The 25043-nt window shown below is 63.6% G+C and carries 21 protein-coding genes and 2 tRNA genes; 14 read left to right on the top strand and 9 right to left on the bottom strand.

What is annotated here, in order from left to right; translation table 11 throughout:
- Positions 1-46 precede the first annotated feature (46 nt).
- From PTE30175_RS07905 to PTE30175_RS07890, 4 genes are read left to right on the top strand one after another with little or no spacing between them, the layout of a single operon-like run.
- Positions 47-931: a hypothetical protein gene (locus tag PTE30175_RS07905; protein ID WP_191628914.1), complete on the top strand. Its 885-nt coding sequence runs from the start codon at positions 47-49 to the stop codon at positions 929-931.
- 29 nt (positions 932-960) lie between these two features.
- Complete coding sequence (mobA, locus tag PTE30175_RS07900) at positions 961-1584, top strand: molybdenum cofactor guanylyltransferase MobA (protein ID WP_150696519.1); 624 nt, start codon at positions 961-963, stop codon at positions 1582-1584.
- A 44-nt stretch (positions 1585-1628) separates the two neighbouring features.
- Positions 1629-2906 carry a molybdopterin molybdotransferase MoeA gene (gene moeA / locus PTE30175_RS07895; protein ID WP_150696518.1) on the top strand — a complete coding sequence of 426 codons (1278 nt, stop codon included), beginning with the start codon at positions 1629-1631 and terminating at the stop codon, positions 2904-2906.
- A 52-nt stretch (positions 2907-2958) separates the two neighbouring features.
- Complete coding sequence (locus PTE30175_RS07890) at positions 2959-3234, top strand: hypothetical protein (protein WP_150696517.1); 276 nt, start codon at positions 2959-2961, stop codon at positions 3232-3234.
- A gap of 64 nt (positions 3235-3298) precedes the next feature.
- On the opposite strand, the gene PTE30175_RS07885 is transcribed toward PTE30175_RS07890, so the two are convergent.
- The 5 genes from PTE30175_RS07885 to pncB form a co-directional block, all read right to left on the bottom strand.
- Positions 3299-4738 carry a DNA recombination protein RmuC gene (locus PTE30175_RS07885; RefSeq protein WP_150696634.1) on the bottom strand — a complete coding sequence of 480 codons (1440 nt, stop codon included), beginning with the start codon at positions 4736-4738 and terminating at the stop codon, positions 3299-3301.
- 18 nt (positions 4739-4756) lie between these two features.
- Positions 4757-5746: a 2-hydroxyacid dehydrogenase gene (locus tag PTE30175_RS07880; protein WP_150696516.1), complete on the bottom strand. Its 990-nt coding sequence runs from the start codon at positions 5744-5746 to the stop codon at positions 4757-4759.
- Positions 5747-5756: 10 nt separating this feature from the next.
- Entirely contained in the window at positions 5757-7175 is a 1419-nt protein-coding gene (locus PTE30175_RS07875; RefSeq protein WP_150696515.1) for a sodium:proton antiporter, read from the bottom strand.
- A gap of 155 nt (positions 7176-7330) precedes the next feature.
- A complete protein-coding gene (locus tag PTE30175_RS07870) occupies positions 7331-7993 on the bottom strand; it encodes a LutC/YkgG family protein (RefSeq protein ID WP_150696514.1) in 663 nt (220 codons plus the stop codon).
- Between the two features lie 216 nt (positions 7994-8209).
- Positions 8210-9394 carry a nicotinate phosphoribosyltransferase gene (gene pncB, locus PTE30175_RS07865; RefSeq protein WP_150696513.1) on the bottom strand — a complete coding sequence of 395 codons (1185 nt, stop codon included), beginning with the start codon at positions 9392-9394 and terminating at the stop codon, positions 8210-8212.
- A gap of 242 nt (positions 9395-9636) precedes the next feature.
- Here pncB and fdxA point away from each other — a divergent pair, with 242 nt between their 5' ends.
- The 3 genes from fdxA (at position 9637) to PTE30175_RS07850 (ending at position 10351) form a co-directional block, all read left to right on the top strand.
- A complete protein-coding gene (gene fdxA / locus PTE30175_RS07860; protein WP_150696512.1) occupies positions 9637-9960 on the top strand; it encodes a ferredoxin FdxA in 324 nt (107 codons plus the stop codon).
- Between the two features lie 162 nt (positions 9961-10122).
- A tRNA-Asn gene (locus PTE30175_RS07855) sits at positions 10123-10198 on the top strand.
- Between the two features lie 77 nt (positions 10199-10275).
- A tRNA-Asn gene (locus PTE30175_RS07850) sits at positions 10276-10351 on the top strand.
- An 86-nt stretch (positions 10352-10437) separates the two neighbouring features.
- Here PTE30175_RS07850 and oxlT read toward each other — a convergent pair.
- On the bottom strand, positions 10438-11757 hold the full coding sequence (gene oxlT, locus PTE30175_RS07845; protein ID WP_150696511.1) for an oxalate/formate MFS antiporter: 1320 nt from the start codon (positions 11755-11757) through the stop codon (positions 10438-10440).
- 723 nt (positions 11758-12480) lie between these two features.
- Positions 12481-13323 (bottom strand): FadR/GntR family transcriptional regulator, encoded by an 843-nt coding sequence (locus PTE30175_RS07840; RefSeq protein ID WP_150696510.1) that lies wholly within the window; start codon positions 13321-13323, stop codon positions 12481-12483.
- A 438-nt stretch (positions 13324-13761) separates the two neighbouring features.
- Between PTE30175_RS07840 and PTE30175_RS07835 the strand changes: the two genes are divergently transcribed.
- From PTE30175_RS07835 to PTE30175_RS07820, 4 genes are all read left to right on the top strand, one after another.
- Positions 13762-15294 (top strand): FAD-linked oxidase C-terminal domain-containing protein, encoded by a 1533-nt coding sequence (locus PTE30175_RS07835; protein ID WP_150696509.1) that lies wholly within the window; start codon positions 13762-13764, stop codon positions 15292-15294.
- A 23-nt stretch (positions 15295-15317) separates the two neighbouring features.
- Positions 15318-16415, top strand: a complete 1098-nt coding sequence (gene glcE / locus PTE30175_RS07830) for a glycolate oxidase subunit GlcE (RefSeq protein ID WP_420819613.1) — start codon at positions 15318-15320, stop codon at positions 16413-16415.
- Between the two features lie 6 nt (positions 16416-16421).
- Entirely contained in the window at positions 16422-17651 is a 1230-nt protein-coding gene (glcF, locus tag PTE30175_RS07825) for a glycolate oxidase subunit GlcF (protein ID WP_150696507.1), read from the top strand.
- 222 nt (positions 17652-17873) lie between these two features.
- Positions 17874-18089, top strand: a complete 216-nt coding sequence (locus PTE30175_RS07820) for a DUF1059 domain-containing protein (RefSeq protein ID WP_150696506.1) — start codon at positions 17874-17876, stop codon at positions 18087-18089.
- A 13-nt stretch (positions 18090-18102) separates the two neighbouring features.
- On the opposite strand, the gene PTE30175_RS07815 is transcribed toward PTE30175_RS07820, so the two are convergent.
- Complete coding sequence (locus tag PTE30175_RS07815) at positions 18103-18762, bottom strand: helix-turn-helix transcriptional regulator (protein WP_150696505.1); 660 nt, start codon at positions 18760-18762, stop codon at positions 18103-18105.
- A 259-nt stretch (positions 18763-19021) separates the two neighbouring features.
- Between PTE30175_RS07815 and PTE30175_RS07810 the strand changes: the two genes are divergently transcribed.
- Positions 19022-20179, top strand: a complete 1158-nt coding sequence (locus tag PTE30175_RS07810; RefSeq protein WP_224788647.1) for an alpha-hydroxy acid oxidase — start codon at positions 19022-19024, stop codon at positions 20177-20179.
- Positions 20180-20222: 43 nt separating this feature from the next.
- Complete coding sequence (locus PTE30175_RS07805) at positions 20223-21062, top strand: IclR family transcriptional regulator (RefSeq protein ID WP_224788652.1); 840 nt, start codon at positions 20223-20225, stop codon at positions 21060-21062.
- A 535-nt stretch (positions 21063-21597) separates the two neighbouring features.
- Here PTE30175_RS07805 and PTE30175_RS07800 read toward each other — a convergent pair.
- Positions 21598-21879: a hypothetical protein gene (locus PTE30175_RS07800; protein WP_150696502.1), complete on the bottom strand. Its 282-nt coding sequence runs from the start codon at positions 21877-21879 to the stop codon at positions 21598-21600.
- A gap of 1045 nt (positions 21880-22924) precedes the next feature.
- Here PTE30175_RS07800 and PTE30175_RS07795 point away from each other — a divergent pair.
- Positions 22925-25027 carry a hypothetical protein gene (locus PTE30175_RS07795; RefSeq protein ID WP_191628912.1) on the top strand — a complete coding sequence of 701 codons (2103 nt, stop codon included), beginning with the start codon at positions 22925-22927 and terminating at the stop codon, positions 25025-25027.
- The last annotated feature ends 16 nt before the right edge of the window (positions 25028-25043 follow it).

Raw genomic sequence — 25043 nt, 5'->3', positions numbered from 1 at the left:
TTTGTGCGCGACATTCGACACCCAGATACCCGTTTTATTGAGACTCATGACTGTTTTCGACACGGGCGCCCGCCAAGCCCGCGCCCTCGCCCTGTTTTTCTCCCGGCGCCTCTCCCGGGGCCTGTATGGCCCGGCCGCGCCTGCACGCGCAAGTCTTTGCGCTGTCGTGCTGGGCACGCTCGCTTGCCTCGGCGCCCCCGCCGTGGCCCATGCGGATTGCGATCCTGGCCATCGCGACCTGACCAATCGCCTGCTGACATACAGCGGCCAGCTCGGTGAACGCAATCCGCTGCGCATGGTGCTGCGCCCATCGTCCAGCGGCAAGCTCGAAGGCCGCTATGCCAACGCCTCTTCGCAGGGGGACACCTTCCTGACCGGCAAGCTCGAAGGCAAGACCCGCCTGTCGTTGACCGAATTCGACGCCGGCGGCATGCCGCGCGCTACCTTCGAAGGCGAGTTCGCCGCACCGGACGACATCAACCGTCAGGCGGGACAATCGCAGCAATGTGAAGTCCTGAGCGGTCAATGGAAAGATCTGCGCAACGGCCGCACCGTGCCGTTCGAGTTGGCCATGTCGAGCATCCAGAGCGGCAAGCTCGGCCATCTCTACAACATCGCCGGCGTGACCGACGACGAGGCCGTCAATCGTGCTGCCGGCATGTTCCGGCGCGGCGTGCTCGATGACCGGCGCGACGTTGTGGCGCAGTCCATCCGCTATCCGTTGCGCGTGTCGCTTCGCGGCAAGACGCTGATCCTGCGTAACCCGAAAACGCTGCTCGCGCGCTACAACGAAATCTTCACCGACAGTTTCGTGAAAACGATCGGCACGTCTGTACCACGCCTGATGTTCGCGCGTGCAGACGGCGTCATGCTCGGCGACGGGGCGGTCTGGTTCGACGCCGACGGGCGCGTCATCGCGCTGAACCGCTGAAACCGGATCCTCACCTGGCCGACTTCGCCATGACCGCCTCCGATGCCGTCGCCGCCGCGCCCGATCGTTCTCAGGTAACCGGCGTCATTTTGGCGGGCGGGCGCGGACAACGCATGGGCGGTCTCGACAAGGGCCTCCAGCCCCTGCACGGCGCACCGCTCGCGGCGCACGTGATGCAACGCCTGCAACCGCAGGTGGGTGCGCTGCTGATAAGCGCCAATCGCCATGCGGACCGCTATGCCGCACTCGGCGCGCCGGTCGTCGGCGACCACGCCGGCGGCTTTCCCGGGCCGCTCGCCGGCATGCTGGCAGGGCTCGAAGCAGCGAATACGCCATTCGTCATCACTGTCCCGTGCGACTCCCCGTTCCTGCCGGGTGACCTCGTCGCCCGGCTCGGCGCGGCCCTGATGCTCGGCCATGCCGATGCCGCCTTTGCCATCACCGACAGTGGCCCGCATCCGGTTTTCGCTCTTTTGCGCACTTCGCTCGCCGGATCCCTGGCGCAAGCGCTTGCGCGGGACGAGCGCCGCGTGCAAGCGTGGCTGGCACGCCACAAGGCCGTACAAGTTCACTTCCCCGACGAGCGTCCGTTTTACAATATCAACACGCTTGAGGATCTTCACGCATACGAGCGGCGCGGGCCTGCGGCCTGACCCTGGTATCGCTTCGCGCAGGCCGGTCCTGCGACGCCACATTAATGAAAACACTAGACGACGCCCTGGTTGGCCTGCCGGACTACGACCCGAACGCCTTGACGGTCGACGCCGCGCGCAGCATCGTCGCGCGCCTGGCGCAACCGGTCGAGGCGATCGAATCGGTCGCCGTGCGCAGCGCACTCGACCGTGTGCTTGGGCGCGACCTGATTTCCCCGCTCGATGTCCCCGCCTTCGACAATGCCGCCATGGACGGCTATGCCTTCGCCGGCGATGCGCTCGCGGCGGGCGGCGTGGTGCGTCTGGCGGTCGCCGGCCGCGCGCTGGCAGGGCGCCCGTTTGGCGGCAGCGCCTGCGCAGGACAGTGCGTTCGCATCATGACCGGCGCGCACCTGCCCGCAGGTTGCGATACCGTGATTCCGCAGGAATTGGTGCAGACGGACGGCGATGAGGTCATGTTCGACGCCACCGCCGTACAGGCCCGGCGTCACGTACGCTATGCCGGAGAGGACCTGGCGCAAGGCCAGCCGGCCATGCTGGCCGGCAAGGTCCTGCGTCCCGCCGACATCGGGCTCATCGCGTCGCTCGGCATCGCCGAAGTCCCGGTACGCCGCCGGCTTCGCGTGGCCTTCTTCTCAACGGGCGACGAACTGCGCTCGGTCGGCCAGCCGCTCGAGCCGGGCACGCTCTATGACAGCAACCGCTATACGCTGTTCGGCATGCTCACGCGCCTGGGCGTCGAGGTCCTCGATCTCGGCGTCGTGCGCGACGATCCCCAGGCGCTCGAAGCCACGCTGCGCGTCGCGTGCCGGGATGCCGACGCGATCATTACTTCGGGTGGCGTATCCGTCGGGGAAGCGGATTTTACGCGTGAAATGATGGCGCGGCTCGGCGAGGTCGCGTTCTGGAAGATCGCCATGCGCCCGGGCCGTCCTTTCGCATTCGGACGTCTGGACTGCGATGGCCGCAACGCGCTGCTGTTTGGCTTGCCCGGCAATCCGGCCGCCGTGATGTCGTCGTTCTACCAGATCGTGCGCGACGCGCTGTTTGCGATGATGGGTGCGGCGCCACAGCCGCTGCCGTGCCTGCCCGTGGCAACGGCCACGGCGATCGCGAAACGCCCCGGGCGTACTGAGTTCCTGCGCGGCATCCTGGCGCGGGACGCCGCCGGCCAATGGCAGGTCACCGTCGCCGGCGCGCAGGGCGCGGGTGTCCTTCGTACGATGAGCGAGGCCAACTGTTTCGTCGTGCTCGAGCATGGGCGCGGCGACGTGGCCGCCGGAGAGACGGTCGGGGTGACCGTTTTCGAAGGACTTGTCTGACGCCACTGTTAGCGACTGCGCGCAACGTCTTCTTTTACCGTCGATTCTTATAATGAAAAAACAGATTACCTACATCAGCCCGGGACAGACCGCCAAAGCCCTTGTATTGATCTATCTGACGTTCAGCATCCCGCTCGTGCTGCTGGCATTCCTGGCCGCCTTCCTGCGCTACGGCGACCTGCCCGGCCTGACCTTCTTCTCTGCGCTGCTCCTGAATGCCGTGCTCGGCTTCGTGCTGCTGTGGATTGCCTGCCACGCCTATAACTGGGTGGCCGTGCGTTTCGGCGGCATCGAGATCACGCTGTCGGACGTGCCCGAAACGGATTAGGGCCGGTTCACGCCAATATCGGGCTCGCGAACGTGTCCTGCCGGGCGGCCGTGCAGGCACGACCTTATTCCTCGTCGGCGAAGCCGTCCGCGCCAAGCAGCGCCGTCGCCTGTTCACCCGGCAACGCTTCGACCGTCTTGAGCTTGCGCGCCATCTGACGCGTGCGTACCTCCGCCTGATCGATGGACCGCGTCACCGTTTCCAGCTGCGATTTCGTCTTTGCCAGCACGTCGCCGAACTTGGTGAACTCGGTCTTCACCGCGCCGAGCACCTGCCAGACTTCGCTCGAACGCCGCTCGATGGCCAGCGTGCGGAAACCCATCTGCAAGCTGTTGAGCAATGCCGTCAGCGTTGTCGGGCCGGCTACCGTCACGCGGAAATCACGTTGCAACAGGTCCGACAGGCCCGGGCGGCGCAGGATTTCTGCGTACAACCCCTCCGTCGGCAGGAACAGCAGCGCGAAGTCCGTGGTGTGCGGGGGCGAAAGGTACTTCTCGGCAATCGTGCGCGCTTCCAACCGAATCCGCGCCTCCAGCGCCTTCGACGCCTCTTCAACGGCGGCCGGATCGGCACGCTCCTGCGCGTCGAGCAGGCGCTCGTAATCCTCGCGCGGGAACTTGGCATCGATCGGCAGCCAGACCGGCTTGCCCTGCTCGCCGTTGGCCCCGGGTAATGCAATCGCAAATTCGACGCGCTCGCCGCTGCCCGGCACCGTCGCGACATTCTTCGCGTACTGATCGCTGGTCAGCAGTTGATCGAGCAAGGCTTCGAGCTGCACTTCCCCCCAGATACCGCGCGTCTTGACATTCGTCAACACCCGCTTGAGATCGCCCACGCCGGCTGCCAGCGATTGCATCTCGCCCAAGCCGCGATGCACCTGTTCGAGCCGGTCGGATACGAGCTTGAACGACTCGCCCAGACGCTGTTCGAGCGTAGCATGCAGCTTTTCGTCGACGGTGCGGCGCATCTCTTCGAGCTTCGCCGCATTGTTGACCTCGATGTCCTTGAGCTTCTGTTCGAGCGTTGCGCGAACTTCCGCCAGACGCCGTTCGTTGCCTTCGCTCAATTGCGTCAGTTGCTGATGCTGCGCCTCGCCGAAGCGGCGCAGCGCCGCGGACTGTTCCTCACGCATCTGCTGACCGTTCTGCATCAGGCTCTGCCGCACCGCATCGAGCTGTGCAGCGTTGGATTCCGTCAGCTTGGCCAACTGCTGCGCGAAGCCGTCGATCTGATTGTTCTGGACGGTCGCCACACTCGTCATCTGCGCGGCCAGGGTCTGCTGGAACTGCGCCATCTGCGTACTCTGCTCTGCGCGGGCGGCCCGCGCCGTGTCCGCGAACTCCTCGCGCAAACCGCGCTCGGTGCGCTCGGCAGCACGCAGCAGATCGTCGCGAGTCGATGCCAACGCATCGCGCACCCCGGCATTGCCGTTGCCCGACCAGACCCGCACGGCGACCGCGATGATCACCAGCAGACTCAGCGCCGACAGCGCCACAAGCATCATTTCCACTGCGCAAACTCCTTACTTGCCGAGAACGGACGGATTCAGCAGGCATGGCGGCCTGCCCGCGTCGGCGCCGAACCCCAATGCGGCGATCAGATTGTCGGCCGCAAGATTCGCCATGCCGCGGCGCGTCGCCGCCGAGGCGCTCGCGATATGCGGCGTGAGCACGACGTTGGGCACCGTCAACAGATCGGGATGCACATTCGGTTCGCCTTCGAAGACATCGAGCCCGGCCGCCGCAATCCGTTTTTCCGCCAGCGCGCGCGCCAACGCCGCGTCGTCGACGATACCGCCACGCGCAAGGTTGACCAGCGTGGCCGTCGGCTTCATCTGCGCCAATTCCGCCGCGCCGATGGTGTGATGCGTGGCCGCCGAATACGGCAGCACCAGAATGACGTGGTCGGCACTCCGTAGCAGTTCGTCCTTGCCAACGTACGACGCCTTGCACGCCGCTTCCAGCGTTGCATCGAGCCGCGAGCGGTTGTGATAGACGACATGCATGTTGAATCCGGCGGCACGGCGCGCGATCGCCTGGCCAATGCGCCCCATGCCGATGATGCCGAGCGTGGCGCCGTGAATGTCGGCGCCAAGGAACATGTCGTACGCCCACTTGTCCCAGCGGCCCTCGCGCAGCCAGCGCTCGGATTCGGTGATACGGCGCGCCGTGGCCATCAGCAATGCCCAGCCGAAATCGGCGGTGGTTTCGTTGAGGACGTCCGGCGTGTTCGTGGCCATGACCCCCTTCGCGGTCATCGCGTCGAGGTCGAAGTTGTTGTAGCCAACCGCCATGTTGGCCACGACGCGCAGTTTCGGCGCCGCTGCCAGGACAGTCGCGTCGACGCGCTCGCTCGCCGTGGTCAGGGCACCGTCCTTGTCGGCAAGATGCGCAGCCAGTTGGGCCGGCGGCATGATGACGTCGGCATCGTTCGTTTCCACTTCGAAATACCGGGTCAGCCGTTCGATGACGTCCGGGAAGATCGCTCGCGCGACAAGGATTTTCGGTTTCACTTCGTCCGCCTCACTTGAAGAATACGGTCATGACGACGAACAGCGGCAACAGGATCGCGCCTGACCACAGCATGTAGCCGAAGAAACTCGGCATCTTGATGCCGCGCTGCTCCGCGATCGCCTTGACCATGAAGTTCGGCGCATTGCCGATGTATGTGTTGGCGCCCATGAACACGGCGCCGGCCGAAATTGCCGCCAGCGTGGAGGCGCCTGCCGTCATCAACGTCTGCGCATCCCCGCCGGCCGTGTTGAAGAACACGAGATAGGTCGGCGCGTTGTCGAGGAACGACGACAACAGGCCGGTGGCCCAGAAGTACATCACGTTGTTCGGTTCGCCACCGGGGCCGCTCACCAGGCGGATCACCCAGCCCAACGCCCCTGCCTCGCCGGCACGCAGGATCTCGACCACGGGGATAATCGTGAGGAAGATGCCGGCGAACAGCTTCGCGACTTCCTTCATCGGCTCCCAGTTGAAATCGTTGCCGGTACGCGCGGTCTTGGGCGTGATCGCGAGCGAAATCAGCACGACGATCAGGAGCCCTGCGTCGCGCGCGATATTCTGCAGCTCGACCGGCGTGCCCGCCACGTCGAACACGACCCCCGGCTTCCAGATGCCGCTCATCAGCACGAGACCCACCGCCGCTGCCAGCAGGAAGAAATTGCGCTTGCCGTCGAGGCTCACGGGCGGGGCGTCCGGCGTGGGATCGAGCCGGGAGATCTTCTGCTCATCCGGCTGACGGAAGTAATAGCTGTCGATGATGAAGAACAGCAGCAGCAGGATCCCGCACGCCATCAGCGTTTCAGGCCACAGTTGTGCCGTGGTCCAGAAAAAATCGACACCCTGCAGGAAGCCAAGAAACAGCGGCGGATCGCCCAGCGGCGTCAGCGAGCCCCCTGCGTTGGCGACAAGAAAAATGAAAAACACGACCACATGCACATTGTGCTTGCGGTTATCGTTCGCGCGGATCAACGGACGAATCAGCAACATGGCCGCGCCCGTCGTGCCCATGATGCTCGCAAGGAAGGTGCCGAGCGCGAGCAAGCCGGTATTGAGCTTCGCGGAACCGTGCAGATTGCCGCGCACGCAGATGCCGCCCGCAGCGGTATACAGCGCGATCAGCAGGATGACGAACGGAATGTATTCGGCCACGAGCGCATGCACCGCGCCGTGCCACGCCGGCCCCACGCCTTGCACGAGCGCGAACGGGAGAAAAAAGGCTGCCGCCCAGAACGCGGAGATCTTGCCGAAATGGTGATGCCAGAACGCCGGCGCGAGCAATGGCCCGAGCGCAATCGACAGGAGCAGCCCCGCGAACGGCACGCCCCACGCTGCGCTCAGTTGCGCGCCGTTGAGCTCAGCCGCCTGGACGGCTGGGCTCAGCAGGGTGAGAAAGACGATAGCGAACGCGCCGGGAAACAGTTTTTGCATGCGGTCATGGCCCCTTGTGGTTATGTTGTAAAGCCAGTTCGAGTCCTGCGCCGGCCCGAAGTGCCCGCCCCTCCCCAACGATTGGGAATTCCCCCAAAACACAGCGCAAACGCCCGGCGGACGCCGCGTATTGTCAATGCGTCCCGCGCCTGCGCTCACGCGCCGTCGACAAGGATCACGTGGACGCGATACGGCCCATGCGCGCCGAGCACGAGCGTCTGCTCGATGTCGGCAGTGCGTGAGGGCCCCGCAATGAAGTTCGTCGCGCGCGCCAGTTGGCCGCGCTCGCTGCGCACCAGCGCGAAGGCATCTTCATGCCCCGCGACCACGCGCGAAACCGGCACGATCGCCACGTGCGTTTCCGGCAGCAGCGTCGCCGAAGCGAAGGTTTCCGGCCCGGACTGCATCATCAGCGCGCCGGTTTCGGCCACGGCGCAGAAACAGCCGGTAATGCCGACGAGATCGGTACCGTGCGGCTTGCGGAATTCGACATGGCAACCGGCGCCGGCCCAGTCCAGTGCGCTCAGTGTCGGCCACGCGATGGCGTCCGTCGGCAATTCCCGGGCCTTGAGATACGCGGCGACCGCCGCCGGCGCGTCGGCCAGCGCAGGCACGCGCGCGATTGTCGTGGCCAGCGCTTCCGCCTTCAGGATGAAATGCGCGACGAGGTCGTCGGGCAATGCCGGACGCGGGCCCGACGGATGGTGCGCAAGGTAGTCCTGTGCCGCCGCATGTTCCGTCTCGCGCAATTCGGCGGGGCGCTGCTGCGCACCGCGGATGCGGGCAAAAATGCGATTGCGGGCGTCGGAGGTGTCCATGCGAGCTTCCTGATGAGCCGGCGACGACTGGGGAAAGAAACCCTGGCGAGACACTCGGGTGAGCCTCTCGGACGAGAATCGGGCCAATCACGGCCGGCGGGGCGATCCGCAATTATACCGGCACGCAGGCGCCCGCGCGCGGCGAAACCTGCCCCGGCGCACACGCAGCGGGCCTGTCGGTCAACCGCATGAATCGGGCGCATCAGGTCTCAGGCGTCAATTCCCGGCCAGTACCGGGATCTCGAAGACTTGCCGCAAATACGCGAGATAGGCCTCGTCATCGCACATATTCTTGCCCGGCGAGTCCGTCAGCTTGGCGACCGGCTGCCCGTTGCAACGGACCATCTTGATGACGATCTGCAACGGCTGGTAGCCGAGATCGTTGGTGAGGTTCGTGCCGACGCCGAAGGCAAGCTTGCAGCGATGGCCGAAACGCTCGAACAGCTGCAGCACCTTGGGGATGTCGAGGCCGTCCGAGAAGATCATCGTCTTGGTTCGGGGATCGACGCGATTGTCCGCATAATGCTGCAGGAGCCGCTCCCCCCAGGCGAACGGATCGCCCGAATCGTGACGCGCGCCGTCGAACAGCTTGCAGAAATACATGTCGAAGTCGCGCAGGAAGGCCGACATACCGTAGACGTCCGACAACGCGATCCCGAGGTCGCCTCGGTACTCCTTGGCCCAGACTTCGAAGCCGTAAATCTGAGAATCCCGCAGGCGCGGGCCCAGTGCTTGGCACGCCTGCAGGTATTCATGCGCCATCGTCCCGAGCGGTGTCAGGTTGTGCTTGTGCGCGTAGTAGACGTTGCTGGTCCCGGCGAACTGGTCGCCGAGCTTGTCAATCAGCGTCAGGATGACTTCCTCGTGCCACTCCCGCGAGAAGCGGCGGCGCGTGCCATAGTCGGCGATCTTGCAATCGCCGTAGTCCGGGCGGGACAGCAGCGCGATCTTTTCCTTCAGCCGGCCGCGCCCTTCCTGATACGCGGGCCGGCGCTGCGTGTTGCGGAAATAGACCTCGTTGACGATCGCCAGCACGGGAATCTCGAACATGATCGTATGCAGCCACGGCCCCTGGATCGTGATGTCGATCTCACCGTTGCCCTTGGGCGACGGCTGCACGTCAATATATTTCTCGTTGAGACGGAACAGATCGAGGAAATCGATGAAATCGCTCTTGATGAAACGCATGCTGCCCAGGTATTCCAGCTCCGATTCGGAGAACCGCAGTCCACACAGCAGGCGGATTTCCTCACGGATTTCAGCGACATAAGGTGTCAGATCGACGCCCTCGGTGCGGCACTTGAAGCGGTATTCCACCTGCGCCGCCGGAAAATGATGCAGCACCACCTGCATCATCGTGAATTTGTACAGATCGGTGTCGAGCAGCGAAGTAATGATCATGACGACAAGCTCATCGGGCGCTTTTGCGCGAACGGGATGACGAAACGGCATTTCGGCGAATGTGGCACAATGCCGCGCGCCGCGACACGCGCGGGCAGGGCCCTTTTCGATGTTACCGCAAAGCGCGGCGCGACTGCGCCTGGCGGGCACCTACGGCCTGCCGGCAAGGGTATGCTGCGCTACAATAACGGTTTGTTGGATATGCGGCCACCCGAAGCCGCCCTGTTCCCTCAGGAGTTGGAATGACCCACGTTGTCACCGAAAACTGCATCAAGTGCCGCTACACCGACTGCGTCGACGTCTGTCCCGTCGATTGCTTCCGCGAGGGCCCGAATTTCCTGGCCATCGATCCGGACGAGTGTATCGACTGCGCGGTCTGCGTGGCCGAATGTCCCGTCAACGCGATCTATGCCGAGGAAGACGTGCCTGGCGATCAGCAAGCCTTCATCGGCCTGAACGCCGAACTGGCGCTGGCCTGGCCCAGCATCACCAAGACGAAGGCCCCGCTTCCCGATGCCGACGAATGGAAGGACATCACGGACAAGCTGCAGCACCTGGAGCGCTGAGCCTGGCGCCCTGAGTCCGGCGCCCTGGCGCGGGCCGTCGGCCTGCCCGGCGGCGCCCCGACAGGTGCGGGGTGGCGCTAACCAGGGCACGCCGCTCGCGAATTTCGCCGCAAGGTGTTGACAGCGGCCAAAACGCCCTACTATAATCGCTTTCTCTTTTGATCCCCGATAGCTCAGTTGGTAGAGCGACGGACTGTTAATCCGCAGGTCGCTGGTTCGAGCCCAGCTCGGGGAGCCAAGATTCAAGAGCAAAAGCCTCGCGGCATGCGGGGCTTTTCTTTATATCGGTGACACGTGCACCGAGCCATGATTTGATCCCCGATAGCTCAGTTGGTAGAGCGACGGACTGTTAATCCGCAGGTCGCTGGTTCGAGCCCAGCTCGGGGAGCCAAAACAACAAAAAAGCCTTGCCATTGTGGCAAGGCTTTTTTGTTTCTGCGCCGGGCACCGAACATGCCCGGCCAGTCGATTGAGCGCTTACTCGCTCGCCGGCGAAACCAATTGGACACCACCGGCGCACGTCGACGGCTGGTTGACGCTGTTGATCCAACGCTTGCGCATCGGGGCGAGCAGGAACTTCGCCGAGGCGGCAGCCACGATACTGATCGTGGCTGCGGCGATAAACACACGATCCCAGTGACCGCCGACCGACAGCACCGAGGCCAGTGGCACCAGCAATGCTGCCGTTCCCTTGGCCGTATAGAGCGTGCCGGCATTCGCCGCGGCATTCTTGGTACCGAAGGTATCGGCACACAGCGCCGGGAAGATCGAGAAAATTTCGCCCCAGCACAGGAACGTCATTGCCGCGAAGAACACGAACGCATACGGATTCTGACCAAACTGCATCAGGCCCAGCATGGCCACACCTTCGCCGAGGAAGACGATGAACATGGTGTTCTCACGACCGATCTTGTCCGACACGAAACCGCACAACGGACGCGTGAAGCCATTGCACAGATTATCGACCGACAGCGTCATCGTCAGCAGCGGAAGCGTTGCACCGAACAGCGTGATCGGCAGTTTGGCGATGCCGAAGTCCTTGGCGATCGGGCCGATTTGCGCCGTCGCCATCAGGCCACCCGCCGCCACGGCCACGAAACAGATGTAGATCACCCAGAACACCGGCGTCTTGATCATCTGGCCCGGCGAGTAATCGACACTCGACGCCATATTGCGGCGCGAAACCACTGCGCCCTTTGGCGCACGCGGCTTGATCAACAGCAGCGCGAGCACAAAGATCGCGACGCCCTGGATGATCCCGAAATTGAAGAAGGCCGATTCATACCCTGACGAACGAATCATGTTCGCGATCGGAATCACCGTGATGGCCGCGCCTGCACCGAAGCCGGCAGCCGTCAAGCCGGCGGCCAGGCCGCGGCGATCCGGAAACCACTTCAACGCATTGCCCACGCACGTGCCGTAGACACACCCCGCGCCGATACCGGCGATAACCGCTGCCGTGTAGAGCACCGGAAGCGTTGACGCGTACGAGTACATCACCCACGACAAGCCGACACACACCGCACCGCCGGCCACGACCGGCCGCGGACCAAAGCGGTCGACCAGCCAGCCCTCGATCGGGACCAGCCACGTTTCCACGACGATGAAGATGGAAAACGCCACCTGAATGGCCGCCGTCCCCCATTGGTGCTTGCTGTTCATGGGCTCGACAAACAGCGTCCACGAATATTGCAAATTGGCCACCAGGCCCATACAGATGATGCCGATCACGAGTTGTGACCAACGCCCACCCAGAAAGGGCGACTTCCCTCCCTGTTGTTGCGCTCCTGCTTGCATGACTTGCCTCCTGTCCTGTCCGATGAATCGCGGCGGGCCGATCGCGTCTGAATGCGTCTCGGGTTCCGCCGTCATCGCGACCGGCGCGCCGTGATACACGGCACGCCAGGCGCCTCCTGGCATTACATGCGGCTCTGATATCGGCCGCTGAATCGCGGAGCGTTCCCTGGCGGGCGCGCTCGCGGGGGTGGTCCCCCGGCTCGTTACATATAGCGGCCCGGCCAATGGACCGGTCCGGCGAATTCATCGGTGCGGCGACGCGGGATGAGCGCGACGGCAAGTGGCCGGCAATCGATGTAGTCGCTTGAAAGCTGCGCTAGTGTGGCGGGCATCGGTGCTGAATATCTATTGAGGATTTCTGCGATGCCCCACACACATCAGGCCGGCGCGGCACACGGACGCGTCGTTGCCTGGGTACTGATATACAAGATTCAATATATTTAATTCCATATACTTTTACGGTTCCAAAGTTAGACGACGGACCGATGGCTGTCAAGGGGATTGACCCTGCATGACCGGGACGTATCACGTCATGGCGGGGAATGCATTGAGGCGGCGGCATCTGTCCGGCGCGTCTCGAACGCCGCGAGGACGGGGTTCCGGCAGTAAGTGCGGGCGCACGTCCGGACGAAAACGCGCTGCTCGTCCGATAACGAACGGCGCAACGCGTCAGGGAAAACGATGAGACGTAAGCGGGCTTTTAAAACGTGCTGACCAATCGACTCAGGTACCGGAGCTATCGACGGTATTGGCGGTATTGGCGGTATTGGCGCGGATGAATGCGAGGTGGTCTTGCAGGTGGCGTGTTGCGGCGCAGGCGTCCCGGGTGGCGACGGCATTGAAGATGCGGCGGTGCTGGTCGATGAGTTCTTCGAGGTCGGCGCCATGGCCGACGATCGCTTGGTAATTGTCGGCGACCGAGCCGCGCAACAGTTCGAAGATGGCGTGCATCAAGTGCACGAGGACAAGATTGTGGGTCGCTTCAGCCAGTGCAAGATGGAACTGGGCATCGAGCTCCGGCATATGCGTGAGCAGCGATTTGCCGGCATTGCCATCGCGGCCGTCCTGTCCGGCTGCGAACGCGGCCTCGAGCGCTTCGAGCACTTGTCGCAAACGTGCGATGTCTTCCGACGTCGCACGGGCAGCCGCCAACTCCACTGCTTTGGCTTCAAGCACTTCGCGCATTTCCAGCACGTCGTCGACGGTTTTGCTGTGGCGCGACATGAGCTGAGACAACGGCTCGGCCAGCAGCGGCTGGCTGGCATTGGCAACGAGGTACCCTCCGCCGGCGCGTCCGACAATGACACCGCGCGATTCAAGGCGCAGCAAAGCTTCCCGCAGCGACGGACGCGACACCCCCATCTGCTGAGCCAGGTCACGCTCGGACGGCAGCGCCGAACCGGGCGCCAGACGTCCTTCGACGATCATCGTCTCGAGTTGCTCATAGACCATATCGGACAGACGCAAGCGCGGCGGCGGCGTCACGGGGGCAAACGGCGACGCCGAGGCAGCGCCTGCGGCGGCAGGCAAATTCGGCGACGAAATCGACGACTCATTGGTAGCCATGTCGGTTCTCTGGATTCTCAAAATTCTCAGACGCAACGATACAGGATGCCGCGCGTGCTTGGGACCGGCTTTTGCCGCACGAGATTTGAAGCGTATCCCTTTGCGCGTCAGCCCGACCTCACCGGAGCGGGAACTCCACGATGCATGCCGCCGGCAATGGCGCTGGTTTTGCGAAGCAAACGTAGGTCCGTTGGCGGCCCCGGAAGTGTGGGGAAACGCGCGCCGCAAGTGGCGACGCTTTAACGGCGACGTCTTCCAAGCGAGCCCGGCCCAAGGGTAAACCCTCTAGCCACACCCTCAACAATCCCTTACGATAACGCCACGAAACGTCTGGTCTACCAGTCTACCGGTAGCCCAGAATACCACTGACGCAGGCCCGATACCAACACTTCGCTGCAACGAGCCAAGCGTGACAACCCAGAGACGAGACGTCCCATCATGACCTCGAACGCCTTCGGCCCGCCTGCGGCCGGCGCGCCCCCCTCCGCTGGCGAAACCGCCAACGCCCAACCGCAGCGCGATCCTGCCGAAACGGTCGCCGCTTTGCGCACCGCCGTTCCCGACTGCCAATGGCTCACCGATCGCGAACGCATGACACCTTACGAGTGCGACGGACTTGCCGCCTACCGCCGACTGCCCCTCGCCGTGGTGCTTCCGGAAACCGAAGACCAGGTCTGCCATATCCTCCAAGCCTGCAATCGCCTGCAAGTGCCTGTCGTGCCTCGCGGCGCGGGAACTGGCCTGTCGGGCGGCGCCACGCCCATCACCGACGGCATCGTCCTCTCGCTCGCCAAATTTAAGAAAATTCTTAACGTAGACGCCTATGCCCGTACCGCGACCGTGCAGCCCGGGGTCCGGAATCTCGCCGTATCGGAAGCCGCCGCGCCCTACGGCTTGTATTACGCGCCCGATCCGTCCTCCCAGATCGCATGCACCATCGGCGGCAACGTTTCGGAAAACTCCGGCGGCGTGCACTGCCTAAAGTACGGCCTGACCGTCCACAATGTCCTGCGCGTGCGCGCGGTCACCATGGCCGGCGAGATCGTCGAATTCGGCTCGCACGCCCTTGATACCCCCGGCCTTGATTTGCTCTCCGTGTTCATCGGCAGCGAAGGCATGTTCTGCGTGGTCACGGAAGTCACCGTCAAACTGGTGCCGAAGCCCCAAGTACAGCAAGTGATCATGGCCAGTTTCGATGACGTGGAAGCCGGCGGAAATGCCGTAGCCGCCATCATCGCCGCCGGCATCATCCCTGCCGGCCTTGAAATGATGGACAAACCGGCCACGCAAGCCGTCGAGGCGTTCGTTCACGCCGGCTACGATCTTGACGCCGCCGCCATCCTCCTGTGCGAGGCGGACGGCACCGCCGAAGAAGTCGCCGAAGAAATCGCACGTGTGTCGCAAGTGCTACGCGCAAGTGGCGCAACGCGCATCCAGGTATCGGCGTCGGAAGCGGAACGCCTGCGCTTCTGGTCCGGCCGCAAGAATGCTTTCCCCGCCGCCGGACGCATGTCGCCCGATTACTACTGCATGGACGGCACGATCCCGCGGCGCACGATCGGCACGCTGCTCAAGCGCATCGAGGCCATGCAAGCGCAGTATGGGCTGCGTTGCATCAATGTATTTCATGCCGGCGACGGCAACATGCATCCGCTGATCCTGTTCAACGGCAACGACCTCGACGAATGGCACCGCGCCGAAGCCTTCGGCAGCGACATCCTGGAAGCGTGCGTGGAACTCGGCGGCACCGTCACCGGGGAGCATGGCGTCGGCATCGAGAAGATCAACTCGATGTGCGTGCAGTTCTCACCGGAAGAACGCGACGCCTTCTTCGCCGTCAAGCGCGCCTTCGATCCGGCCGAATTGCTCAACCCGGACAAGGCCATCCCCACGCGGGCCCGTTGCGCCGAGTACGGCAAGCTGCACGTGCGCCACGGCCTGTTGCCGCATCCCGAACTGCCGAGGTTCTGATGAATCATCCACAATCCCCCCCGATCGATGCGCAAGCAATCCTCGCGGCACTGCGTGCCCAGGTCGTCGCCGCCGCCGAGCGCGGGACGCCGCTCGAGATTCGCGGCGGCGGCACGAAAGCCTGGTATGGCCAGGCGCCCGCAGGCGAACGCCTCGACATGCGCGCGTATCGCGGCATTGTCGCGTACGATCCTGCCGAACTTGTCATCACCGCCCGGGCCGGCACGCCGCTCGCGGAAATCGAAGCGGCGCTTGCGCTGTGCGGTCAGCTCCTGCCGTTCGAGCCGCCGCACTATGGGCCGGGCGCCACGCTCGGCGGATGCATCGCTGCAGGGCTGGCCGGACCGCGCCGCCCGCATGTGGGCGCACCGCGCGATTTCGTGCTCGGCGCCGTCATCATGAACGGCCGGGGCCAAGTGCTGCATTTCGGCGGTCAGGTCATGAAAAACGTAGCCGGCTATGATGTGTCGCGCGTACTCGCGGGCGCACTCGGTACGCTGGGCGTCATCCTCGAACTGTCAATCAAGGTACTTCCGCGGCCCGTCGCCGAAGCGACGCTGTCGTTCACGATGCCCCAATCGGAAGCGCTCGAACGTCTCAATCGCTGGGGCGGTCAGCCGCTGCCTTTGTCGGGCTCATGCTGGCATGCCGGGGAACTGCGGGTTCGGCTCGCGGGCGCCGGCGCCGCCGTCGATGCGGCACGCGCCGCGATGGGCGGCATCGACGTCGACGCCCGCGCCGCCGTTGCCTTCTGGACTTCCTTGCGCGAACAGACCCACCCCTTCTTCGCGCGCTCGCCCGTCAGCGCGCCCGGCGCGGCGCTGTGGCGACTGTCGGTGCCGCAGACCGCCGCGCCTTTGCCGCACGCCCAGGAACAACTGATCGAATGGGGCGGTGCGCAGCGCTGGTGGATTCCCACTGCGGAAAACGGCCCCAGCGCCGGCGAAATCCGCGAAATCGCCGCAGCGGCCGGCGGCCATGCTACGCTGTTCCGGCATGGGGATAAAGCGGCCGGGGTTTTCACGCCGCTGCCGGAGGCGCAGCACGCCATAGGCGAGCGCCTGCAACAAGCCTTCGACCCCAGCCGGATTTTCAATCGCCATCGGTTGTACGCTGCCTAAAAGACGATGCAAACGAACCTCGCAGATTTTCTCCGCAACACGCCTGACGGCGACGAAGCCGAAAGCATTCTCCGCAAATGCGTTCATTGCGGCTTCTGCACCGCCACATGTCCGACGTATCAATTGCTGGGCGACGAACTCGACGGTCCGCGCGGCCGTATCTACCTGATCAAGCAAATGGTCGAGGGGCAACCAGTCACACGGGAAACGCAGCTTCATCTCGACCGCTGCCTGACCTGCCGCAGTTGCGAAAGCACCTGCCCATCGGGCGTGCAGTACGGGCGCCTCGCGGAAATCGGCCGCCGGCATGTCGACGCCAAGGTCGGCCGCCCCGCCGGGGAGCGCGCCTTGCGCTGGACGCTTGCGCAGATCCTGCCCAACCGCGCCCTGTTCACGCCCGCGCTGCGCCTGGGCCAACAGTTCCGCACACTCTTGCCGCGCACCCTGCGCGAGAAGGTGCCGCACCGCCAACGCTCCGGCGCATGGCCGCAAGCGTCGCACGCGCGCCGCATGTTGATGCTCGAGGGTTGCGTGCAGCCGTCGATGCTGCCGAACGTGAACAAGGCCACGGCGCGCGTGCTCGACGCGCTCGGCATTGAGACCGTGCGCCCTGAAGCCGCAGGCTGCTGCGGCGCCATTCGCCTGCACCTGAACTATCACGAAGACGGTCTCGCCGATCTGCGCCACAACATCGATGCCTGGTGGCCGGCCATCGAGGCGGGCGCGGAAGCCATCGTCATCAACGCCTCCGGTTGCGGCGCCACGGTCAAGGAATACGGCCACCTCCTTCGCCACGATCCCGCTTACGCGGGCAAGGCGCAGCGCGTCTCGGAACTCGCGCGCGATATCTCCGAAGTCCTGCTCGACAACATCGACACGCTCAAGGCGCACGTGCAACTGCGCAAGCACGGCAAGATTGCGTATCACCCGCCGTGCACGCTGCAACATGGGCAGCAGCTCAAGGGCGTGGTCGAGCGCTTGCTGTCGCAACTGGGCGTGAATGTGGCGCTGCCCGCCGACAGCCACATCTGCTGCGGATCGGCGGGTACCTATTCGGTCACGCAACCCGAGTTGTCGCACCGCCTGCGAGACGCAAAACTTGCCGCCATCGAAGCGCTCGAACCCGAGCTCGTCGTGTCGGGCAATGTCGGCTGCATCTGCCATCTGCAAGCCGGCACGCACACGCCGGTGCAACACTGGATCGAACTCGTCGACCGTCTCCTGGCGCCCGCCTGACCCGCGCTCTACCGCGGCGTTCCCCGCTACCCCGCGCCGCGTACGACAGGTACGCGGCGCCCGGCATCCGTGTTTCGCCCTACCCCGAACGGGGGACGCCGCCGGCGACTGCGCCCGCCTATAACGAACCATGCCGGCGCGTATGTGTCCTGCGCGGCCGTGAGGTCGAATCGCGCGCCGTATCGCTCGTCCGATGCCACGCATCGGAACCCGGAGGTCACCATGTCTCGCAAATACATCGACTGCCGCGCGTTTCCCAGCGACATCAAGTGCACCGTTGCACTCTCGGCCGACTCGGAAGACGAATTGCTCGAAGCTGCGGTGCAGCACGCGGTGAGTGTCCACAAGCACGAGGATTCGCCGGAATTGCGCAAGATGCTGCGCAGCGCGTTCCAGGACGGCACACCGCCGATCGCGGCGCCGAAGCCCGCGGCTTGAAGATATCAGCGGATCACCAGCGCACACTCAGCAGACACCGGACGAGATCGGCCTGACGCGCCGTGCCGGTCTTGCGAAAGAGATGCTTGAGATGGGTGCGCACCGTTGCCGGGGCGATGCCGAGTGCATCGGCCACGGCGGGCAGGGTGTGGCCTTGCGCCAGACGCCAGCCGATCGCGGCCTCGCGCGGCGTCAGTCCGAAATGACGCGCCAGCACACTCGCGGATGACAAGGCGAGCGGCTGTCCGTCGTCGAGAAACAGGGCGACGCGCGCAGGGCCCGTTGGATTGCCGGGGCCGAGCGGCATGGCGCGAATCATCAGACTGCAACGCGGATCGGTCCCGGTCAGGCGAAGGTGCAGATCGCCCGGCTCGGCGCCGCTGTTGGCTGCGGCTGCCGCGAGAATGAGATGCCTCAGGTGCGCGGTTTGTGCAGGATCCGCCGCACACACCGTGCGGTCTTCCAGATGCAGCGCGTCACCCCTTGCGAGCATGCGCGCGGCCACGCGATTCACAAAATGGGATGCGCCGTAGCGGTCGACCAGCAGCACGCCCAACTCGATCCGGTCGAGCGCCGCCCCCGTCTGCGCCGCCCGCGCCTCCGCCGCCAGGCAGCGCCGCCGCCATCGGTCCGCACCGTTCGCGGTACGCGCATCGAGCGCCCGGAGCGCCATACGTTTCCTCCTGTCCCCGGTCGTGCATCGAATTTCATTATAGGAAGCGCCCGGCTAAGGGATAACACCGGGTCGCCCGTCAATTGCATGGCAATTGCATGAATTGCATATCGCACAATTCTGCCCCTATACTGAATCAAACGAGCGACAGGCGATTGTCGGATGGCGTCATTCACCAACAGCCACGCGAATGCGATGCTGCCGCAGCTACCGCAACAAGGGCCGGATACCTGACAGGCAATCGGCCAGGGAGAGGATTGTGCAAGCGAAGGTGTTGGATTATCGCGAACTCGCGAAGAAACGCGTGCCGCGATTTGTCTTCGACTATCTTGAAGGCGGCGCCGAAGATGGGCGTACGCTTGCGCGCAACCGTGCCGCGTTCGAACGTCTGATTTTCCGGCCGCGCGTGTTGACTGACGTCAGCGACTGCCAGCCCGGCACCACCCTTTTCGGCAAACCGCTTGCGCTGCCGTGCATCGTCGGCCCCACGGGTTTGAATGGGCTGTTCTGGCCGCGTGCCGATGAGCTCCTGGCGCTTGCCGCCCACGCCCACGGCGTGCCGTTCGTGCTGTCGACGGCGTCGACGTCGCTGCTGGAGGACGTTCGCGACGCCACGTCCGGTGAGCTGTGGATGCAGTTGTATGTCCAGCAGGATCGCCGCATCGCCGAAGATCTGATGCGGCGCGCGCGTGCCGCGGGCTACACGACGCTGGTCCTCACTGTCGACGTGCCCGTGCACGGCAAGCGCGATCATGACCGGCGCAACGGCTTCAAATTGCCGCTGCGTGTCACGCGCAAGCTGGCCGCGGACGTCGTCACGCATCCTCACTGGTGTTGGCAGATGCTGCGCCACGGTTCGCCGCAATTACCCAATCTCGCGCGCAGCGCCGGGGTGCTGCCGAACATGCAGACGCAGGCCGCCTCGCTGAGCCGCCAGATGGATCTCTCGCTGGCGTGGTCCGACATCGGGTGGTTGCGCCGTCATTGGGATGGCCCGGTGATGGTCAAGGGCATCCAGTCGGTCGACGATGCCCGTCAGGCGATGCAGCACGGCGTTAACGGGATCGTGCTGTCGAATCACGGCGGCCGTCAGCTGGAGAGTGCGCCGTCCGCATTGGAATTGTTGCCGGCCACGCTCGACGCGGTCGGCAAGCAGGTCGATGTGCTTGTCGACGGCGGCGCACGGCGCGGCAGCGACATTGTCAAGGCGATCGCCCTCGGCGCGCGTGCGGTACTGCTGGGCCGCGCACCGCTCTACGGTGTATGCGCGCGGGGCGGCAAGGGCGCGATGGAGGTGATGCAGATCCTGCAGGAAGAAATCGAAATCACGCTGCGGCTGCTTGGCCGCAGCCATCTCCACGACCTCGGCCGCGACGCGCTCGATGCGCGAGCCCTGGCGCAGCTCGACGCGATTTGAGCGCGGCACCCGGGCCATTCAACACAAGGAAATTCGCGTGGATATCCGAGACAACCCCTTAGCAAGCGGGCGCGACGCCAGTCCAGGCAATGGCGATGACGATCGCGCCGCCTCGTCGCTATTCGTCAGCTCGACGGCCAAGGCGTTCCGTGTGCTGCACGCGTTCGACGGCGCGGCCCGCTACATGACGCTGGCCGATATCGCCCGTGCTGCGGAACTTGACCGCAGCGCGACGCAGCGGCTTGTCTATACGCTCGAAGCGCTGGGCTACCTGCGCCGTGTGCCCGAGACGAAAACCTACGGGCTGACGTCGAAGGTGCTACAGTTTTCGTTCAACTATGTGCGCTCGCACGAGTTGATCGACAAGGCGCTGCCCTATTTGCTGGAGATCAACCGCACGCTCGGCGAAACGACGAATCTGCAGGAGATCGACGGCCGCCAGATCGTGTTCGTCGCACGTTTCCTGTCGCGCCATCTGGTCAATGTGGACATCGCGGTCGGCAGCCGCTTGCCGGCCTTCTGTACGGCGTCGGGCACGGCGATCCTGTCGCGGCTGCCTGCAGCGGAGCAGGATGCCATGCTCGCGGCGGAAACGCTGATGCCGATCACGCCGTACACGGAGATCGACCCGGACAAACTGCGCCGGCGCATCCGCCGGGCGGCGGAACAGGGTTACGCGATCGTCGCAAACGAAACCGTGCTTGGCGATATTTCCGTTGCCGCACCGATCATCGACCAACGCGGCATTGCGGTGGCTGCGATCAACATCTCCGTGCCGACGTCGCGCTGGACGGTCGAGAAGGTGGAGGCTGAACTCGCCAAGTATGTGCAAGTCGCCGCAACTTCCATCTCCAAGGCGAAATTCAACGGGTACGGGCGTTAGGCGTCGCTGCTTCTTCGCTTGCCTATTTGCGCTCGCTCCGGCCGCAACCCTTCGTGCCTATTCATGCTCACGCCGGCCGCAACTGCCCTTCTTGCCTATTGATGCTCGCGCCAGCCGCAGCATTGGCCCGCTTTCCGCTCCCGACAGAACACACGTACGCGGAAAGCGGGCCAACGCTCCGGCGAACCGCCATCGTTCCGTCGACACACTGCCTCAAGCCTCCCAATGCTTGCCCCAGTCTGACGCGACAGCCGTCTCCACAAGCCGCTCCACGCGGCATGCCGATTCCCGGACTCGCTCTCGAGGGACCGGCGTCGACTCCGATAATCGTCATGCCGTGATACCCCGGCGGTCCACACAGCCCCCGCGGCCTCGGGGCCGTAAACCGAACGCGGGTTTCGACGTACCGGCACCGCGCGATGCGCCCCAGTTCGTTGAAGCCCTCCGTGTAATCCGGCCTTATCGCGAAGGTCCGGGCGGTAACGCATCGATAGCCGCCCGGATGCCATGACATCCGGGCAAAGCTGCGCCTGTGTTACGCGGCACGCGACTGCGTGCGATTGACGGCGTGGTTCCGCTGCTCGAAGATTTTCGCCGAAAGCTCATGCGCAGTGCTCGCGAGTGCTTCGAGTTGTTCAAAGAACGCATGCACGAATTCCTCATCCAGCGAATCGATCCCGCCTTGGCCACCCACCATCGACAGCGCGACGATCTTGCCAGTCACATTGCGCAGTTCAACCGCACGTTCATCCTGCTCACTGGAGCACTGGGCAATCGCTTCGTCTTCCGGGGAAAGTTGACGCTCAACTTCAGACATAACACCTCCAACACAACAAAGTGGGTTTGCGCCCGCTCAGCGCTGTCGTGGGAGTGACGTGAGAGATAGCGTTCCGATGACGAACGGGTGGGCGGGCACCAGGCCGGGGTGAGATACCGTGCAATTCCCATGGAGAAAAACGGCCGATCCGAAGATCGCCCAACCTGAGCCCGCCCGTAGAGAAATGACGTGCGCAGTCGGTGCACGACGGGCCGCGCCGAAGCGCGGCCGTGTGCCCATGGCAATTGCTACCGGGATCTCACTCCCGTATCGCGATTGGGTCGCGACAAGGAAAAGCTTACGCGCGGCACTCGGCATGTACAAGGCGATATGCCGCCAATTCTATCGTTTTGCGCGACTTTCAGAATCGTCCGAGAAAATCATTAGGATAACGTGCCTGTTTTCCGTTTAGTTGCCTTCCGACACCGCACTGCGCCAGCACGAACAGGCGTCAAGCCGCGTTTCATGGGAAAAATCACATTTGCTTGTGCCTGTGCGAGAAACCAACGGTATGCGGTTCACGGCGACGAGAAAAGCGCTTATCGTGCGCTCTCTGTGCGTCCTCCTTATGAGGAACTTGCGTAAGTGGCGTCACGCCTGCGCGATGCATTTTCGATCACGTTTTTGCTGGAGTGAAGCACGTCTGGCGAGTTGATTGATGGCGCCATGAAATACATAGGTTTAATTAATTATCAGACTGAAAACATTCAAGGAATAGTGCATGAGCGACGGGCAGGGTAAAGACCGGCATCTATTGGGAACGGGCCGGACCAATAGCCGCAACCCCGGCACCAGCAACGTGGACATCATGGTCCCGGGCGAGACGCTGGTGTTTCTGCGTCCGGAAACCGGCGAGCTGGTGGTGGTGCCGGCAGACAAATCGAACCTGCTTCGCTCGCACTACAACGGCCTGAGCACCGCAGTGGCGGAATTTCACTCGGCCAATCACGCGGTGCAGATGTGCGATGAGCACTTGCAGGATCTTCGCTTGAAGCATGCCTCGAAGGCAGATCAGGACGCTGCTGAGCGTGTGCTTGGGCTCGCATTGGATTGGCAAGCGGAGGCGCACGAGACGCAATATCGCGAATTCCAACAACTGGGGCCGTTGCCCGACGAGGCGCCAGCGGCTGCGGATACGTCATCGGGAGACGGCAAACTGGACAAGGTCACGACCGCAGGGACCGGCAAGCGCCTGATCGAACTGATCGCGATAAAACAGCACGGCGCGATGGAGCATCGCAGGAAATCGGCGGAAGGTAGGGAGGGCCGCCTCGAAGATGGCGTGTTCAAGAAGAAGCTCGGGGAGGTCACGACAGCGGAGGAGCTCAAAACGCTGGGGCGGTGGCCCAAGCGCATGCCCGAGAAGCTGGTCTACGTGCGCTCGGACAAGCTCAATCCGCAATGGATCAAGACCCGCGATGCCGACAAGACGAAGTGGTCGGACGTCTACAAGAAGGGGCACAACGGCCGCCGGACGCTGGACAAGGCCAAGCTGAAGCGCTATGCCATCGAGCAGGTCGCCAAGCACACCACGTTGTCGGCCAAGTCGGTGTTCGGCGAGGACCTGGAAGGAGGCGCGAGCCTCACGCTGGGGAAATGGGCCGATAGCTGGAATCAGGTGCTGAAGACGGAGATGGCGGGAAGCCTTGCCGACGACGGTGCCGATATCGAGCTTAATGCCGCCGCCCAGTTGATGCGATTTACCTACGGCGGCAGCCTCGATGGCGAGTTTTCGGTCATGGACCGGCGGGCCAAGGCCAGAGCCGAAGGTCATGTGGCCATGGACTTCGCGAAGGCGCAAGCCACGTTCGAGCTATATCTGCCACGCAAGACCGGTTGGCTGTGGACCGCGCAGGACTCGAAGAACGAGACCCAACGTCTGCTCGCCACGCGTTGCCAAGTCGCAATGACAGTATCGGGCGTGGTCGGGGCGAGCATCGCGGGCGAGTTGGCGTTTCAGGTGGAGACCGCGAAGGTGGCCAACGAGCGTCCGAAGGTCAAGGGCAAGCCGGGACGCAAGCGCAAGCTCGGGCCCAAGGGAAAGAAGACGGGAGCCCAATCAACGGTCTCGATCAACGCCAAGGATGAAGTCGATGTCGCCGAGATGACCGTGGCGGCGGAGGTGTTTGCGGGCGCGCAAGCGACGGGCACGCTGAGCGGCACCTTGGAGTGGCGTGATCCGGAGCACAACGACAAGGCGTTCGAAGAGATTGCGACGATTGCGCCGTCTGCGGGGGGAATGGTTGGGTTCGGCGCGGGAGGGAAGTTCAGCATCCATTACCAGAACGGCGTGTTCCGGCTGACTGCGCACGCCAGCCTGTGTCTTGGGCTTGGCGGGAAGGGGAAGATCGAGTTTGTTGTTGATACGAACCAATTAAGGGCATTTTTCAAGTGCATTTCTTACAAAATTGCCTATTTGCTATTCAAGAACGTCGGGATATTCACCACGCAAGCATTCGATGCGATAACGAGCATTCAATTTCTTGCCGCTCAGCCGGAAAAACGCTTCGAAGATTTCTATATGACGCCGCTGGATGACATCCAACGGCAGGTGGCTGATATACAAGGTAGGTTGAATACGCCGAAGGCCAGGGTGCAGCTCGCGGAGCGCATCCTGTCGGGACCGGAACCGTTGCATTGTGCGATCCCGGAAACGAAGGGCATGCTGATCTGTCAACTGACGCGGCAAGGAAACTCCATTGCCGATGCAGGCGACGTATATGCGGACTCTTCTTACATGAGGTCGAAGAAGCGGGCGGTTATGGCATTGCTCAAGGGTACAAACATAAAGTCGGAATACCACAACATCATTCAACACATCGCGGAGGATGGGGCGAAAGGAGATTTCGACAAAAACCTGTCGGAGCTTGCAAGTTTTTTTGGCCAGGAATCCATCGCCGGATTGAATGTTACGGGATATAAATCCCCGTTCTTTGGAATGCCAGATATCGCACGGGAACCGGTCGTGGTGCACGGGGATTTCCTGGAGTGGCATGCGGCGTTTTATGAGCACCTCATGGATCGCGTGCCCCACGGGTACGCATTGACCGATGCAACGTCTCCGGCATACGAAATCCTCCGCGATGGCAACGATCATCCGCAATTTGCGTCCACGGGTTGGAATGCGTACTACAGAAGCGAGGCCTGAGTGATTTCCGGAAAGA

The organism is Pandoraea terrae (assembly GCF_902459695.1).
GTDB lineage: Bacteria > Pseudomonadota > Gammaproteobacteria > Burkholderiales > Burkholderiaceae > Pandoraea > Pandoraea terrae.
Note: the sequence above shows the minus strand (reverse complement) of the source record. Positions and strands in the feature narration are given on the sequence as shown.